The organism is Paenibacillus sp. SEL3 (assembly GCF_054602585.1).
Window position 1 is genome coordinate 288,936 of sequence record NZ_CM137725.1, and the last position, 15,992, is coordinate 304,927.

General features: G+C 40.5%; 15 protein-coding genes and 1 pseudogene. 4 read left to right on the forward strand and 12 right to left on the reverse strand.

Features of this window, described 5'->3' with window-relative positions:
* Both ACYCS5_RS01515 and ACYCS5_RS01520 read left to right on the forward strand, forming a co-directional pair.
* Positions 1-126 carry a helix-turn-helix domain-containing protein gene (locus ACYCS5_RS01515; protein WP_459760693.1) on the forward strand — a complete coding sequence of 42 codons (126 nt, stop codon included), beginning with the start codon at positions 1-3 and terminating at the stop codon, positions 124-126.
* Positions 127-156: 30 nt separating this feature from the next.
* Positions 157-372 carry a hypothetical protein gene (locus tag ACYCS5_RS01520; protein ID WP_459760694.1) on the forward strand — a complete coding sequence of 72 codons (216 nt, stop codon included), beginning with the start codon at positions 157-159 and terminating at the stop codon, positions 370-372.
* Between the two features lie 293 nt (positions 373-665).
* Here ACYCS5_RS01520 and ACYCS5_RS01525 read toward each other — a convergent pair whose 3' ends face one another.
* The 5 genes from ACYCS5_RS01525 to ACYCS5_RS01545 are packed head-to-tail and all read right to left on the reverse strand — an operon-like array spanning position 666 to position 6,723.
* Positions 666-1,271: a hypothetical protein gene (locus tag ACYCS5_RS01525; RefSeq protein WP_459760695.1), complete on the reverse strand. Its 606-nt coding sequence runs from the start codon at positions 1,269-1,271 to the stop codon at positions 666-668.
* Positions 1,261-2,949, reverse strand: a complete 1,689-nt coding sequence (locus tag ACYCS5_RS01530; RefSeq protein WP_459760696.1) for a hypothetical protein — start codon at positions 2,947-2,949, stop codon at positions 1,261-1,263. Before ACYCS5_RS01530 ends, ACYCS5_RS01525 begins: the two co-directional genes overlap by 11 nt.
* 20 nt (positions 2,950-2,969) lie before the next feature.
* On the reverse strand, positions 2,970-3,356 hold the full coding sequence (locus ACYCS5_RS01535; protein ID WP_459760697.1) for a hypothetical protein: 387 nt from the start codon (positions 3,354-3,356) through the stop codon (positions 2,970-2,972).
* Positions 3,357-3,410: 54 nt separating this feature from the next.
* Positions 3,411-5,504 carry a hypothetical protein gene (locus tag ACYCS5_RS01540; protein ID WP_459760698.1) on the reverse strand — a complete coding sequence of 698 codons (2,094 nt, stop codon included), beginning with the start codon at positions 5,502-5,504 and terminating at the stop codon, positions 3,411-3,413.
* A gap of 13 nt (positions 5,505-5,517) precedes the next feature.
* Positions 5,518-6,723: a site-specific integrase gene (locus ACYCS5_RS01545; protein WP_238437751.1), complete on the reverse strand. Its 1,206-nt coding sequence runs from the start codon at positions 6,721-6,723 to the stop codon at positions 5,518-5,520.
* Between the two features lie 186 nt (positions 6,724-6,909).
* On the opposite strand from ACYCS5_RS01545, the pseudogene ACYCS5_RS01550 reads away from it, so the two are divergent.
* Positions 6,910-7,706 (forward strand): annotated as a pseudogene (locus tag ACYCS5_RS01550) (DinB/UmuC family translesion DNA polymerase); the annotation flags it as partial.
* A 150-nt stretch (positions 7,707-7,856) separates the two neighbouring features.
* Here ACYCS5_RS01550 and ACYCS5_RS01555 read toward each other — a convergent pair.
* The 4 genes from ACYCS5_RS01555 to ACYCS5_RS01570 form a co-directional block, all read right to left on the reverse strand.
* Positions 7,857-8,144, reverse strand: coding sequence for a stage VI sporulation protein F (locus tag ACYCS5_RS01555; RefSeq protein WP_013310877.1), 288 nt, complete (start codon positions 8,142-8,144; stop codon positions 7,857-7,859).
* Positions 8,145-8,255: 111 nt separating this feature from the next.
* Entirely contained in the window at positions 8,256-10,304 is a 2,049-nt protein-coding gene (gene recG / locus ACYCS5_RS01560; protein ID WP_459760699.1) for an ATP-dependent DNA helicase RecG, read from the reverse strand.
* Between the two features lies 1 nt (position 10,305).
* Complete coding sequence (locus ACYCS5_RS01565) at positions 10,306-11,175, reverse strand: DegV family protein (protein WP_340885802.1); 870 nt, start codon at positions 11,173-11,175, stop codon at positions 10,306-10,308.
* Positions 11,176-11,223: 48 nt separating this feature from the next.
* Positions 11,224-13,008, reverse strand: coding sequence for a DAK2 domain-containing protein (locus ACYCS5_RS01570; protein ID WP_340885805.1), 1,785 nt, complete (start codon positions 13,006-13,008; stop codon positions 11,224-11,226).
* Between the two features lie 509 nt (positions 13,009-13,517).
* On the opposite strand from ACYCS5_RS01570, the gene rpmB reads away from it, so the two are divergent.
* Positions 13,518-13,706, forward strand: coding sequence for a 50S ribosomal protein L28 (rpmB, locus tag ACYCS5_RS01575; RefSeq protein WP_013310881.1), 189 nt, complete (start codon positions 13,518-13,520; stop codon positions 13,704-13,706).
* Between the two features lie 224 nt (positions 13,707-13,930).
* On the opposite strand, the gene spoVM is transcribed toward rpmB, so the two are convergent.
* The 3 genes from spoVM to rsgA form a co-directional block, all read right to left on the reverse strand.
* On the reverse strand, positions 13,931-14,011 hold the full coding sequence (spoVM, locus tag ACYCS5_RS01580) for a stage V sporulation protein SpoVM (RefSeq protein WP_010345573.1): 81 nt from the start codon (positions 14,009-14,011) through the stop codon (positions 13,931-13,933).
* Positions 14,012-14,401: 390 nt separating this feature from the next.
* Positions 14,402-15,070: a ribulose-phosphate 3-epimerase gene (gene rpe, locus ACYCS5_RS01585; RefSeq protein ID WP_029517208.1), complete on the reverse strand. Its 669-nt coding sequence runs from the start codon at positions 15,068-15,070 to the stop codon at positions 14,402-14,404.
* A 4-nt stretch (positions 15,071-15,074) separates the two neighbouring features.
* Positions 15,075-15,992, reverse strand: a complete 918-nt coding sequence (gene rsgA / locus ACYCS5_RS01590) for a ribosome small subunit-dependent GTPase A (RefSeq protein ID WP_459760700.1) — start codon at positions 15,990-15,992, stop codon at positions 15,075-15,077.

The following is a 15,992-nucleotide window of genomic DNA, read 5'->3' on the forward strand; positions in this document are numbered from 1 at the left end:
GTGGGGATTCATATTACTGATTATGTAGGAGAGCGAATTAGAGCTATCCGAAAAAGCAAAAATTACACCCAGGAGCAGCTGGGTGAAAAAGTCGGCTTGCCTCAGCCCTATATTGGAGGAATATAACGAGGTGAAAGGAATATTTCCTTAGAAACATTGGAAAGAATTTTAGAAGCTCTCGAATCCACTCCTGACGAGTTTTTTAGATTCTACAATGATAAGTACTTCTCTGAAGATGAAAGAGCAAAAGAAGAGGTTATAGACAGCTTAAACGACTTGTTATCGAGGAGATCTATTTATGATATTCAATTGATTCAACAATTGGCATACAATATTTTAGTTACAATAGATTCTCATATAGAAAAAAGATAGCCTACAAGACAAAAGTCTAGATAGGCTATTTTTTTATCATTTTTTAGTTTTATTAACTCATCATACAAAGCGTCTAATTTCTTGATCAACTTGGTAGAAATGAGAATTTTCTTAGAAGGTCTTACTTACTTATAATATGCAAGTTTCTACTATCCTCTTCTCAAATACTTATTCTCATAAAATTATCACTCACGCTTATTTTTAACAGCTGGAACCCATTACTTTTTATCTCCATACATTAAGACATTTTGAAAAAATAAAAATATGGGTTCCTATAAATTCATAACTTTTTTTCATTTTGGCCTAAACATATCAAATTGTTCGATTAAATCAGTCATAATTTTATCCTTATTCTTTTTATCCCCTTTTTTGAAGTCAAATACATTTTTTAATTTTGAATCGGGGTAAGAAGAAGTAACAGCAATATTACGATAGGCTTGGCTAAAATGCTCAACTTGTTCTCTCAATAATTTATTTTTATTTTTTTCCACAATAAGTTCTTCATTAATTTTTATTATCTTGTTATTCAAATCTTCAATCTCCTGCTCAAATATGTGAACACTTTTAGCTTTAACATATAGTTTCTGAATAATACTGTTTACTTGATTTAACGTTTGAATTAATTTTTGTTGATTACCAATATTATTTTTAACCAGTTCATCCATATTAGGAAGAGGAAGAGAAGATTCATTTCCTTTTTCTAATATGGATGGCGGGCGATTGAGATTTTCTATTTTTTCTTTCATATTTCGAGACCATGTATTGCGTCCTACTCCAGTAGCTCTCTCCAAATCGATATATGTAATTGTTGTTGAGGGATTATTTTCAACATATTTTAGTAGCAAACAATCTAACTGGTCTATTGAATATTGCTTTGGTTTACCAACTCTATTCTTCATCATGTAATGCTCCTTCTCTGAAAATTAAATTGAGCTTAGCGTCATTTTGAGCTTTTTGCTCTCTTAGTTTCTTAGAATTTGCCGCTAAGAAACTAAGCTCAGACTGCGCGATAGGATCGCTCTCAAATGTTCCAAAATTGTATGTCATGTTACACGTAATACTTTTCATAAGTTCCAATTGTTCTTTGATCAAGTTAGTAAGTCTAATTGATTCATCGTTTAACCAATAAATTAATTGAGAATTAAACTGATCTGCTGGAATATATAAATGAGAACAGTGTCTACAGTCACCTACTGGACATTTTTCCGGATTAAAAGTGCAGTAACCAAATTCCATAGAGAAGAAATTTTTTATTTCATCTTCTGTATATCTTTTTAACAAAGATTTAGCCTTAATAATCTTTTCTTCAGATCTTAGTGAACTTTGATCGGGTAGAGAACTAAATTTGTTGTGTTGTTCTGCTAAAAATTGAATCGAGGATTGACTTAAATTTTCGAGATGACTAAAATAATGCATTTGAGCATTAAGCGTTTTATGTCCGCCTATCCGAGCTATGGTTAACATATTAAAACCTTGTAGCATCATATTACAAAAAGCATAATGGCGGGTATCTAGAAGTTTTATTTTTTCTAATGTGAAATTGTACTTTTTTTCAACAATTTCTTCATAGAAGTATACTAATAATGAAGATAGTTGCTGAGTTCCAAACATATCAATATTATTCTTGCGAAGTTGTCTCCCGTTGCTTTTCTTCACTCTCAGAGATTCACAGTAGGCATCATAAGATAACAAATAGGGGGTTTTATTGAAATCCTGAGTTGTTTCCTTATACTCTAAAATTAAATTGAACAAATCTTCATTAAGTTCAAGAACATCGGCAATATTTATCTCGTTTTGTTTTTTAGCGCGTACTTTTTTCCTAGGAATTTTTAATAGAAATCGATTAGAAGAATCTACAGTAATACAATCGTTTGCAAGTGAACAGAATTCAATTACTCTCATAGGAATAACAAGAGTAACACGCCACCACAAGATAATTGGGAAAAAAATCAGTTTTTCGTAATCGGTCCATGTCTTCTGGAAATCCGTAATAATATGATCAAATATCAAGGTATCTTTAAAATTAGGCAGAGTTCGTACACCATCAACAAATATACAAATTTGATTTGATATTTCTAAAAGTTCTTTTTTTAAAATGGGATTATAAAAGTTTAAAAATTGATTGAGAATTGGTCCTAATTTAGAAAGTAAAGGTTTGGTTTTTGAAAGAAGCCAGCTTTCAAATGCTATGACATTTTTTTCAGACTCTGCTTGATAGCCAAAACATTGCAGTAAACATTCATTTAAATATTTAATACGTAATTGCGTATATGCATTAACATGTCCTTCAATGATCCCTAATATAGTAAAACATTTAAGTAACAGCTTCATTTCAGTGGATAATTTAGTATTGAATCTAATTAAAGATTTTGATTCGTTTTTTTGAGCATTCAAAATCCATTCATCATCTTTAAAGTTAGTATTTATTATTCTTCCACTGGATCTTATTTCTATAAATTTATCAATGTAAATTTGTAAATCTTCCAATTTAAAAGTTATGTTTTCGAAAGAATTCACAAACTTTTCATAGCCTAAATCTGTGACATACTCTTCTTTAATATACCCATGAACATTCAACAAACATCACCCTATAATTATTATTTTAATAAGCCATGTTGATTATGGTAAGCTTCTGCAATATCTAATAGTAAGTTTTCATAATCAACAAATGTCTTGGTGTACTCTATACCAAACGTGTTAGTTGCTTCTTGTAAAAGTATTAACAACTTGTTTATCCAAGCTCTCTCCCGACAAGCAATTGAGGACTTAACCGTATACTTAAGTATTCCAACCCGCCGTTTCAACTCATTTGAAACACTTATCAACAAATAATTTTTGGGGATCATATTAGGACATCCAACACAAGTTATTGCAGTTGGATGAATACAATTAGGATGTACAAAACATTGAGTATGCTCCGTATGACCAGGCATTTTATCTTCATATACTTTATTCAGTATTTCACTGGCTTCGTCTGTTGTCATTAGAGATACTCTTATAGCGAGAGATTCTCTTTCTTCAAATTGTTCTTTTAATAATTAACCGAATTTTTCCAATTCATATGGAGTACTAAAAATTGATTTGAATTCTTGAATTTTAAGGGATCTTTCATTTAGCGAATCATTGATTTCTTTTTTTGCAAGCATATAAGATCTTTCAATTAGCAAATTATAAAGATAACCAAAATGTCCTCTGTTACACAAATTAACTGTTATATTTGATATGTTTCCATCCTTATTTACAGATTGAACATACAGAGCAGTAGAGTCATTTCTCTTATGACGGCGACTATTTTGTACTAACTCTAGAGCAATTCCTTGTGTAAATGTATTTTCTGTTGCTTTATAAAATAAATACGTCATAAAGGAACGATTCATTTTCATACTTCCAAACTGAAGTGGATAGGGTAGAAAAGTGGGAAGGTTTCCTTTAATTAATGTACTAATGCTTCTTCCTGATGTAAGGAGATGTCGGGCATTCTTTTTTCTTCGATGAAGCTCACAAATAACAATCATTGTCGCAATCGGGATAAGCATTTCGAAATTTATAAGAAAACGATTGAGAGCACCGGTTTTAGAAACTTTTAAACGAGTATAGGCATATTGGTTTACAATTCTTTGAGACTGCTCAGACGACAGGCGATTACCTTCGTAAAACCATTTGAAATCATTAATACCGATTAATGAAATATCTACAGTAGGTAACCTCAAAAAATCTGAAGACCTCCAAGCATTAGTTAAATGTAAAGAAATGTAAAGCCAGGTAGCCGCATAATTCCTGCTCCTCAATGCATGCCCAATATGATGTTCTATGTCTTTTGAATATTGCTGAATACTAATGAATTCATCATAGGAATAAATATCTTTTTCTTTAGGTTTCAATTGTTTTTCTGAAATTCTGTATTTCTCCACAAAAACTGTCGAAGTTTGTTCTTGTAAATACAATAAAAAACCAATTAAATTCCTTTTTAAATTTGTATTTACAGTTGTACGCAATAGCCATTTAAGTTCAGAATCTGTAAAGTAAGAAAGTTCTTTTTCAAGCTTCATTAGGTATTGAAGTAAAAAACCATATTCTCTTGCCTTCATTCTTTGCGAATCTTTACTAGCTTTCGAAGTATTTTGCTTCAAATTAACAAATTCAAAATATAAACTCTTAGTTTGGGTAAGATAGGTAGGAACTTCTATCTTCAAAGCAACGTTTAAAAAAATCAAATGTGGATCTGTCATTTTTTCCAATCTATATTTATCAAACTTTTCAAATAAAGCTTCAAAATCAGACTTTAAAATAACTCTTTCGATTTGTTGGACAAGTACAACCCATTTAGTTTGCTCATGCAAATTTTCATTAAGACACCTGTTTACAAAACAGCGATGGAGATTAAACTTCTTTATAATTTGTTTAACTGTATAGTATTTGTAAGGTATTTCATTTATAAAATCATTAAACTGATGGACATCACTTTTTAATAAGAAATAAGAGTTTTTTCGCATATTTTTTATTCCAGTGAGTTCAACCTTCGGACTTCTTATCATTGTACGTACGGAATCAGGAGAATAATTTAATATTTCAGCTGCCTGGCCTATAGAATAATAATCATCTAAATCACTAATATTTTTTAAATACTTATTTTTATATTCTTCAACAGATTCCCTTGGTGCGTAAAAATGACCTTTAACTATAAAACCACCAGCAATTTCGTTTTTATGGAGGGCATCAAGGACAGTACATCTATGTATTTTTAACTCAGCCGCAATCTCTTTGGTATTCATACAATCACTTATGTCAAAACTAAGATTTCGAAGAGGTTTAATATCATCCTTATATATATAATTGGTACCCCCTATCTTCTTAATTCTGATCTCTTTGCGATTACGAGTGACCCAATTCTCTAATACACCACGCTCCCATCCCAGATCAGCAGCAGCTTCTGCAACTGTTATGTAAAAACTCAGAAAATTTTCATAAGCTTCAATTATTGTCTCCTTGATTAGCAATCTCCCATTAATTTTCTCAATTTTCGTACCAGAGATTACTTCTAATGGATTATACCTATTTTGGAACCACCATCCTAGCTTCTTCTTTTCAATCTTCAGCCTTTCTGAGGCTTGTTCAATAGTGTAATACTTCATGCTCTCACCTTCACTATTCTTTGTATATACTATCGATCAGATCCTCCAAGATTAGTTTCATTTCCTCACTGTTACTCATATAAGTTAATGAGGAGGGAATATTTTTATCACCTCTAGGCAAAGCAATATCGTAAGGATTTACAGCCGCTCTAGCCAAAAGATTAGTAAAAGTTCCTCTACCTATATGAAAAGACCATTTCGTTGATTGCAGGTTTATAGCAGTAATCATATCATTTGGATTTTCTGACGAAGTGAGGTTCTTAAGAAAAGCCTCCTTCACTTTACCAAACCTATCTCGTAAGCTTTTCCCTGTTAAAGCTTTTCCATTAGCATTAACAAAGAGAGGAGAACTTCCACTAAATTCACTACCTAGTTTTCTTTGCAAATTATTTAAGTGGAGCTTATACAAAACAGAGAGCATATTTTTTACAGAATAAACAAATTGCTTCCTATCTCTTTTCACTCTGGAACTTCCCGAAGTATCTTTAATGTCCGTTCTCAGATTTTGCGTTTTTAGAAGAATCAGCAGTCCTCCTTTTCCATATTCATCACCATAGGGTCGCAGATCATTCACCCTAATGTTAACGATTTCGCCTGCACGAAGCCCCCCAAAAATAGAAAGGTATATTGCAAATGCAATGGATGGAGATATCGATAAAGCAGTCCTCAAAAAAACGAATATATATTTATTGGGCAGCGTATGTTCGATTGCTAATTTCCCCCTCTCCATATCATAAGCAAACTCTTTTGAATACATTGGATTAAATGGATGCAGAACAATATCATGAATTAAACAATCTTTCTCAGCTAAGAAGTTATAAAAACACCTTAATGTACGCTCCACATTTTTAACACTGACATTTGCATTCCCCTTGCTTAGTAGATAATTCAAGAAGTCAGTTCCATGATTATTTGTTAGTTCAGACAAAGATTTCAATTCATATTTTCTTTTTTTCTTGATAAGTACGTAATTTAAGAATTGAGACAGATGAACACCATGCAATCTTTGAGTATTGTACTCCTTATATTTCCACCTCCATTGAATAAAGGCTGTTAGAGGATGTACAATCATTTTCCCATCAAGCTTATTTTTCAGTACAATAACGGCATGTTTTCTAGTAGCTCTCTCTTTTTTTATCCAATACTCTGCAAATGCTACATCTACACCAAAAGAAAAATTCTCATATTCTAATTCTTCGATTTTATGGTGCAATTCCAATAGTATTTCCCCCTACTAAAACAGCTCTCTTTCAATATACAATCTCCAGATTTTGTACACAACTAGGAAATTGCTCGAAGAATAATGTACATCAATCTAAGACTAAAACTCTCTAAGCCATCATTCCGTAGAGAAAAAAGCATTAATTATGTACAAACTAATTACGTGCATAATTAGTTTGTCTACGCGACAGATATATGGGCTAAAAAAATGACAGTGGCATTTTCTTGTTGCCTACATCCGATATTACAGCGTTGCTGTGGCCTCAGCCAGTACGTCTTATGTTCGGCATTGGTTCGCGTATGGAACGGCATTTGGAGAAGCTTGGACTACACACTATTGGAGATATCGCACGTACCCCCTTACCCCGGCTACAGGACAGATTCCGGTCTCATTTCGGCAAGCAGTCCGATATTCAGGCAGAGGTGATATGGCGAACTGCTAACGGGATCGATCACAGCCCGGTCAAGCCGGAAACATTTAATACACCTCCCAAATCCATCGGTCATATGATGACTCTTCCCCGCGACTATCTCCAGCCTGCGGAAGTGGAAACCATCCTGCTTGAACTAACAGAAGAGGTGTGTCGGGACGCCCGCCGCAAAGGATATATGGGCTCAGTTGTGACTGTTCATTGTATATGCAGTCCCTACGAGGCACCAACTGGGTTCTCCCGACAAATGAAGATACCCGATCCTACAAACCATACCCAAAAAGTATATGAAACCGTTAAAAAAATCTTTTATACTTTTTGGAATCATATGCCCGTGAAGCGCGCAGGGGTTACTTTAAGCGGATTGGTGGATGATCAACTATATCAGTTGGATTTATTTGAGGATCAGGAGCGATCCCGTGCTTTGGAAAAGGTGACGGACACTTTAAAGGATCGGTATGGTCAGTCCATCATCATGCGAGCATCATCGTTAACAGATGCCGGGCAGGCCATGGAACGCTCTATCAAAATTGGCGGTCATTACAAATAAAAAGTCTCATGATAAGTGCACACTAGCTATTGCCCGGGGAATGAACTAAAACAAACCAAAAAGGATCGCCTGATATCAGGCAATCCTTTTTTTATCTGTGCTTCACAAAAAAACATGGAGAATGCTTTGAAGCACCTCTTCAAATAGCAATCAACGGAACATTCCCCACAGCTTGATTAGATGAAATGTATTGGACGGATCAATTTTTTGTGCCAATACGAAGGCGGTCAATTGCTCCTCCTGCGCAGCCGTCAAACGCTCGTTTAAAATAGCAGAAGTGGACTTCACAAGATGACGCACCTTCGCTTTATTTTGCAGGTCCGCTTTAGTCACACCTTCAATCTGCTGCTTAACCCGCTCCTTGAGCGCACGATTCTTCATTTTCAACTTAATCCGCTCCACCAGTTGCGGACTGATTCCATATTGCTGATAGCTCAATGTTGCCACACCTCCCATATCATTCGGTCATTCCCAAATATATGACGGCCAGCCTGTCCATTGTGCCTATCTGTTTAAAACGTTTAAAACAATCTCATAATTCATGGTGGATTAATCGATGAGATCCCCCTGAAAAATCTGCTCTTTTTGCAAATAACCGCGCAATGCTTCATACTGCGGAGATGTCCAAAAGGACGCATCCTTGATCAGATCAGTTGCATCCTCACGCGCCATTTCCAGCACCTCAAAATCCGCTACCATATCTGCTAAACGAAACTCGGGTAGCCCACTCTGCTTGGTACCAAAAAAGTCACCCGGCCCCCTCAAATCCAGATCGCGTCTAGCCACCTCAAAACCATCGTCCGTATCGGTCATAACCTTCATCCGCTCCTGACCAACCTCCGACTTAGGGTCAGCGATCAATACGCAATACGAGGCATGTGCACCCCGTCCGACTCGTCCACGTAATTGATGTAACTGGGATAGTCCAAAACGATCCGCATCCATAATGACCATTAGTGTCGCATTGGGAACGTCTACCCCTACCTCCACAACCGTCGTTGAAACGAGCAACTGAATTTCATTCGCATAGAAAGAACGCATAACTTCTTCCTTTTCTGCGGGAGTCATCCGTCCATGTAATAGCCCAACGCGGTAATGTGGAAAAGCCTGCTGCATTTGAATATGCAAATCGATGGCATTCTGTACGTCTAGCTTCTCCGACTCTTCAATCAACGGACAAATCAGATAAGCCTGCCGTCCCTGGTCTACCTCGCGGGAAATAAAACCAAGTACCCGATCCATCAGTTCGTGCTTCACCCAATAGGTGGAAATTGGAATACGCCCCTTCGGCCGCTCTGACAACGTAGAAACATCCATATCGCCAAACGCAGTGATGGCCAGCGTACGAGGGATCGGTGTGGCCGTCATCGTCAGCACATCGGGATTATAGCCTTTGCGACGCAGTACACTTCGCTGGTTCACTCCGAATCTATGCTGCTCATCCGTTACAACAAGCCCAAGCTGACGAAAATATACATCCTCCTGAATGAGAGCATGGGTGCCTACTACAATGTCCAGCAGACCCATTTGGAGAGCAGCTAGCAGTTCCTTACGCTTCTTCCCGGTTGTACTCCCAGTCAGTAGACCAACGCTGATTTCAAAGGGCTCAAACAGCTTGTGAAGCGATCGCATGTGCTGCTCGGCCAATATTTCGGTTGGCACCATCAGCGCTCCCTGAAAACCGGAACGTACTGTGGCAAATAAACCGATGGCAGCAACAACTGTTTTACCTGACCCAACATCCCCCTGAAGCAGACGGTTCATACAATAAGGTGAGCGTAGATCGTGCAGTATTTCAAGCTCTACCTTCTTCTGTGCATCCGTTAATTCAAAAGGCAAAGCCCTTACAAATTCACGAATCGTGGCGTTATCCACTGTATGTACCACCCCGTCCGCTCGACCACGATTTAACGCCCGGAATGCCTGCATTTTCAGCTGAAATAAAAATAGCTCCTCATACACCATTCGCCGACGAGCCTCTTGCCCCTCGCGGTTGTCCTGAGGCTGGTGTATACCCGCAATAGCCTGCTTGCGCGGCATCATACTATATTTGCGTACAAGCAACTCAGGCAATATTTCGGGGATCATTTCACCAAACTGCTGGAGCGTCTGATTCATCGTTTTTCGCATCCAGCTTTGCGTAATCTTGCCGCCTATAGAGTACACCGGTTGAAGTGTCCCCGAGCGGGCTACTCCTTTATCAGGAAACTCAGAATCTGCAACAGTCATCTGCATACGTTTGAGGTCCCATTTACCAGTCACCACAATTTCACGACCTGAGGTTAGCTGCTCCTTCATGAAATGCCGATTAAACCACGTCGCGGTAAACATCCAATCCTCGGCCATCAATTTACAAGTCAACCTTGATTTGCGCCCGTAACGCTGAAGCACCGGAATGCCCATAATTTTGGCTTGTACCGTAATCTTATCTCCGTCCTTCACTTCGCTTAGCGAGCGCAGTCGGTAATCTTCATACCGAAACGGATAATATTCCAGCATATCCTGTATGTTAAAAATGCCAAAAGCGTGAAGCTCTCCCTCTTTGAGAGCACTCACGCCATGAATTTGTTTTAAAGGTATTTGATCCAATTGCAGCATATTACCTCTCATCTCCGGCCGGCCACACAAAAATGCCAATCGTTCCTGGCCCTACATGGGTCCCAATCACAGCGCCAAGTTCAGTATATATTCGATCTCCTAGCTCAAAATGCTCTGCCAGCTGAGCCACGAACGCTTCTGCCGCTGAGCGATCTGCCGTATGACCCACAGCAATATTAATTTTTTGGCCTTTTAAGTCCCGCTCCAGTAGTTCAATAATTCTCGCTGTCGCTTTTTTATGCCCTCTCGCCTTATCAACCGAATAAATAATGCCTTCTTTGTCAATCGAAAGTATCGGCTTAATGTTAAGCAACGTGCCCACCATTGCCGCTGCCTTACCAATACGTCCGCCTTTTTGTAAGTATTGCAGGGTATCCACCAGGAAATACAAACAACGGCGCTCTCCACGACGTTCCACAGCCCGAACAATATCAGCCGGGGAGTGCCCGGCTGCCGCTAGCTCTGCCGCATAAACCACTAGCATACCGTATCCGTATGAAGCTGATTTGGAATCCACCACAGTCACTCTATGTTCATGCTTCTCTAGCATGGATTTGCCCAGCAAAGCAGACTGATACGTTCCGCTCACACCCGAGGATAAATGGATAGAGATAACCTGACTCTCAGGGTATTGCTTCAACAGTGTCGTGTACGTCTCCAAAAAACGGGCTGGTGAAGGCTGTGAAGTCGTAGGCAGCTCATCAGCCCGCACCAGTTCGCTGTAAAACTGCGCCGCTGACATCTCAATGCCGTCCAGGTAAGCTGTGCTGCCGAACATCACTGTCAGTGGTACAACGACTATACCGAGACGGTCTGCTAATTCCGGTGGAATATCAGCTGTGCTATCCGTCAAAATGATGGTACTACTCATCAGTCAGACCTCCTTTTGTAGTGGACTTCCTTGGGGCGCAAAAGCACATCAGGTTTCCACTGAGAACAAATAAGGATAAATCGGCTGACCACCTTCATGAACTTCCACTTCAGCATCCGCATAATTTTCTTCAATCCATGCAACAAGCTGATCTGTGTCTTCTTGATTCGCGTCCGAACCTGTAAGAATCGTAACAATTTCATCGCCATTCACCAGCATTTTCGCTAGCAAAAGACGGGACGTTGCCATTAAGTGTTCCTCGGTCGCAACAATCTTGGAATCCTGAATACCGATGTAGTGCCCTGCTGTAATATGCAGATCATCAAGCGTCGTATCCCGTACCGCGTAGGTCACTTGCCCAGACTTCACCCGGGTGACTGCGTCACGCATATTGTCCTGATTTACCTCAAAAGCCTCTTCCTCCTGAAAAGCAAATGCTGCCGCAATGCCCTGAGGAATTGTTTTGCTCGGAATAACCGACACCAAACGTTCCATCTCTAGCAGTTCACGTGCTTGTTCTGCCGCCAAAATAATATTGGAATTATTCGGAAGAATAAAAATATGTTGAGCCGCAATCGAGCGGGCCGCATTAACGAAGTCCTCTGTGCTCGGATTCATTGTTTGACCGCCAGCAAGGACAACATCGACGCCTAAACTTCTGAAAATATCAGCAATTCCTTCACCGGAAGCCACAGCTATAAAACCAAAGGATGCCAGTTCATGAGCGGGAGGCTCAGACGGCTCTTCCTCACGTACAGGCTCTGTTGGTATTTCAGCAAACCACTCAGGCTCAGGAGCAACATCCATACCCGCAGACAACAAATCACGATGCTGCTCGCGCATATTTAAAATACGAATCTGTGTAATTTCTCCGTAACGCAGTGCCAAATTCAGTACTTCACCAGGAGCCTTAGAATGCACGTGAACCTTGATGACATCATCGTCTGAAATCACGATAATAGAATCACCATCTACAGATAACGCTTTCCGGAAGGCTTCCTCATCAAAATAGGTACCTTGCGCATCGCCCAGTTGTCGATTAATAAAAAACTCCATATCATACAAAAATTCAATATTATCCGTTTCGAGCTTCGCTTGCGCAGAAATCGGCGCATCTGGGGAAGGAACAACTGCAGGAGCAGTAGGTCTCTCCGATACGTGAGGAGCAAAAACCTGGCGTGCATTATCACTTTTTGCAATTGGAGACGTCACCAAGCCGCTTCCAAGATGCTGCATAAAGCCTTCATAAATATACACAAGACCTTGCCCACCCGAATCTACAACTCCTACTTGCTTCAGTACAGGGAGCATGTCCTGCGTCATGGCAAGCGTTTCCTTCGCTTTGGCAAGCACTTCTTCCATCAGTTCCGTGATATCGTTCGTCCGGCGCGAGAAAAACACAGCATGCCTAGCCGCTTCCTTCGCCACGGTAAGAATTGTACCCTCCACCGGCTTAACCACCGCCTTGTAGGCCGCATCCACCCCGCTCTGCAATGCCGATGCGAACTGAAGGGTATTCAATTCCTCGTATGGGGCAGCGTAACGGCTGAAGCCACGAAACAACTGAGACAGGATAACCCCTGAATTGCCGCGGGCTCCCATCAGCAAACCTTTGGATAATATGCCGGACATGACACCGATGGAGGAAGAATCCCCCCTCTTTAATTCCGTTACGCCCGCGCTCATCGTCAAATTCATGTTGGTTCCCGTATCACCGTCTGGCACCGGGAATACATTTAGTGAATTGACATGTTCCGCATGCTGCTGTAATTGTTCCGCCCCGGCTAAAACCATTGCGGTAAAATCTGTTCCATTCAAAGAACGATTACTCAAGAGAATTCCCCTTCCTAGCTTAATACACTTGTTTTACTATCAACCTTCACCACACCTTATTCAACTGTGCCTACAGGTTCAATTAAATTATACTAAAGCCAGACGACGAATACGAATGTCACACTTTCATAAGCTCTTGTACTCACGTCTGGTCGTTCTTCTACAGGTCATATACAATGAAAAACCAGTCAACTGCCCCACAATAAATCATCGGCTGGAATGATAACTATAGTCCCGCCTCTGAACCGCCGGCATGACTGGAATAAGAATTCACATTCCATTTAAATACAAAATAATCGCAACAATAACTATCCCATATTGTACTATAATGCGAAAGAGAAATAAATAAAGTTTTTGAATCAGTTGACGGAGCTTTTTTGACTATGATATTATATTTAAGTATTGTTTTGTTCAGGTTAGTGACTTACAAAGTCCGGCTGACCCAGTCGGCCTGAAGAGAGACCCGTTCCATATGGAATTTGGTTATTTTCAGAATAGGAGGTGGAATCATGTCTCGTAAATGTTCTGTAACAGGCAAAAAGCCTGGCAGCGGTAACCACGTATCTCACGCTAACAACCGTAATCGCCGTACTTGGGGCGTCAACGTACAAAAAGTTCGCATTCTCGTTAACGGTAAACCGAAACGCGTTTATGTCAGCACTCGTGCATTGAAAGCCGGTAAAGTGACTCGCGTGTAGTCGTAAAAAAATATCGTTATAAACAAAAGGCACCTCGTTTTAAACGGGTGCTTTTTTGGTTATTCGAAAAGTAATATCTGCCTAGTTCAGGAGAACAAAATGTCAGGCACCTTCCCGTGCGTTCTTATCTTTTACTACCGAGCTACCTATCTGTTCTGCCCGGGAAGCGTGCCCTGTGTACCTCTAGCTTTCATCCTACATCCTGTGTTTACATTACGTTGAATTCAGTTTTTCTGGAATGTATTCAAAATGGCTTTAACGAATCCACCCAGAAATTTTGGCAGCTTGATTGTGTAAAACTTCATGCCTCACCCTCCCCATCATCCTCCTGCATCCGTTCTCTGTAGTTTATGCAACCTGTCAAGGGTTGTTACCCCACAAAAAAAGGCTACATGAGAATCCCGCTCATGTAACCATATTTATGCACAACCATCCCAGGCTATACCATCAGACAAGTCCGCGAACATAGAGATATGCTGAGAGTATGAAAATAAACAGGATATAATAAAGTACGCTGCACACCACAAAACCTATTCGTAAACCACGCCGTTCATTTTTACGAAAATAAAACAGCACAACTAGAACAGCCAAAAGTGAAAGAACGGCATTCCAAGGAGCCTTCACAAGCGAGAAACAGCTAAGGGTCAACCCCGTCGCCATGCTCGCGACAGTCATCCACAATGCTTCGGTCAGCTTCACTTGGACAAACGAGCTGCACTGTCCCGAATCGTAGCAATAGCCGCTGCGCGGTCTGCTCTGCCGAATACCGCACTACCAGCCACCAGCACGTTAGCCCCCGCTTCAAATACGGCTGGTGCCGTCTCCTCCGCAATACCTCCGTCTACCTCGATATGTACGTCTGGACGACCCAATTCGTTCAACCAAGCACGGATTTGTCTGATTTTATTCAACGTCTCTGGAATGAAGGACTGTCCTCCAAAGCCAGGATTGACCGTCATCACTAGAATCATATCTACATTTGGCAGCACTTCCTTGATCGCGTATGGTGAAGTACCCGGATTGAGAGCCACTCCAGCCAGAGCGCCTTGCTGCTTGATCAAGTGAAGGACACCATGCAAATGAACACACGCCTCAGCATGAACAGTGATGATATCGGCTCCTGCTTTTACGAAATCGCCAATATAACGTTCAGGATGCTCAATCATCAGATGAACATCCAAGGGAAGAGTCGTATGCGGACGAATAGCCTGAACGATAGGTGGCCCCAATGTAATATTGGATACAAAATGCCCATCCATTACATCCACATGAATCCAGTCTGCCCCTCCTGCCGCAGCTTCCGCAACTTCACTGCCCAAGCGAGCAAAATCAGCGGATAAAATCGACGGTGCTATTTTTAACATAAACTTAGTACCTCCGTTTTTTTTCTTTTAATTCCTGATAGAACTGCAAATAGCTATCATACCGTCCCTGTGAAATATGTCCTTCTTCCAGGGCCTCTCTTACTTTACAGCCAGGCTCGTGAATATGGGTACACCCCCGAAATTTACATCCTTCCGCATACTGCTGGAATTCACGAAAACAGGGAGATAGTTCATCCACACCCAGCTCCAGAAAATCCAACTGGCTAAACCCCGGCGTATCTGCTACAAACCCTCCGTTGTCTAAAGGAATAAGCTCTACATGACGAGTCGTATGTCTTCCTCGGCCCAGCTTATTGCTTATGGCGCTCGTCTCGAGCGTTAACCCAGGCTCCAAAGCATTAAGCATGGAAGACTTCCCTACACCTGACTGCCCGGAAAACACGCTGATTTGACCAGCCAACAGCTTCTTAAGCTCAACCGTTCCTTCTCCGGTACGGGCACTGGTTACCAGCACTTCATAACCGATCTTCCGGTACATTTCCTGAACGGTCAGCACGGTGTCATCCTCTGAAGGGCTGCCTTCATACAAATCGCGCTTAGTCAGACAGATAATCGTATCCAGCCCGGCGTGCTCAATATGGACTAAAAATTTATCCAGTAAAGGCAGGTTTAAATCCGGCTCACGTAAGGAAAACAGCAGCACAGCAAGCGTGGTATTAGCTACCGGAGGACGAATCAGCTCCGTTGTACGCTTTCTAATCTCCTTGACCATACCTTCCCCGTTCTCAGTCAGTTCGTAAACGACCCGATCACCGACAAGAGGCGTGATCTCTTTTTTCTTAAAAATGCCGCGTGCTCTGCATTGTACCGTAGCTTCGCCAGATATCGGACGCCCATCCTGATCCAGGCTGGAGACATAATAATATCCGCTAAGCGCCTTGACGATCAGACCTTCAGGCAT

Bases quoted from the DNA above. Each gene is read 5' to 3' on its own strand.
- ACYCS5_RS01525 (WP_459760695.1), bottom strand. From the start codon at position 1,271: ATGAAGAATAGAGTTGGTAAACCAAAGCAATATTCAATAGACCAGTTA.
- ACYCS5_RS01535 (WP_459760697.1), bottom strand. From the start codon at position 3,356: ATGACAACAGACGAAGCCAGTGAAATACTGAATAAAGTATATGAAGAT.
- ACYCS5_RS01540 (WP_459760698.1), bottom strand. From the start codon at position 5,504: ATGAAGTATTACACTATTGAACAAGCCTCAGAAAGGCTGAAGATTGAA.
- recG (WP_459760699.1), bottom strand. From the start codon at position 10,304: ATGCTGCAATTGGATCAAATACCTTTAAAACAAATTCATGGCGTGAGT.
- ACYCS5_RS01565 (WP_340885802.1), bottom strand. From the start codon at position 11,175: ATGAGTAGTACCATCATTTTGACGGATAGCACAGCTGATATTCCACCG.
- rpmB (WP_013310881.1), top strand. From the start codon at position 13,518: ATGTCTCGTAAATGTTCTGTAACAGGCAAAAAGCCTGGCAGCGGTAAC.
- spoVM (WP_010345573.1), bottom strand. From the start codon at position 14,011: ATGAAGTTTTACACAATCAAGCTGCCAAAATTTCTGGGTGGATTCGTT.
- rpe (WP_029517208.1), bottom strand. From the start codon at position 15,070: ATGTTAAAAATAGCACCGTCGATTTTATCCGCTGATTTTGCTCGCTTG.
- rsgA (WP_459760700.1), bottom strand. From the start codon at position 15,992: ATGCCTGAAGGTCTGATCGTCAAGGCGCTTAGCGGATATTATTATGTC.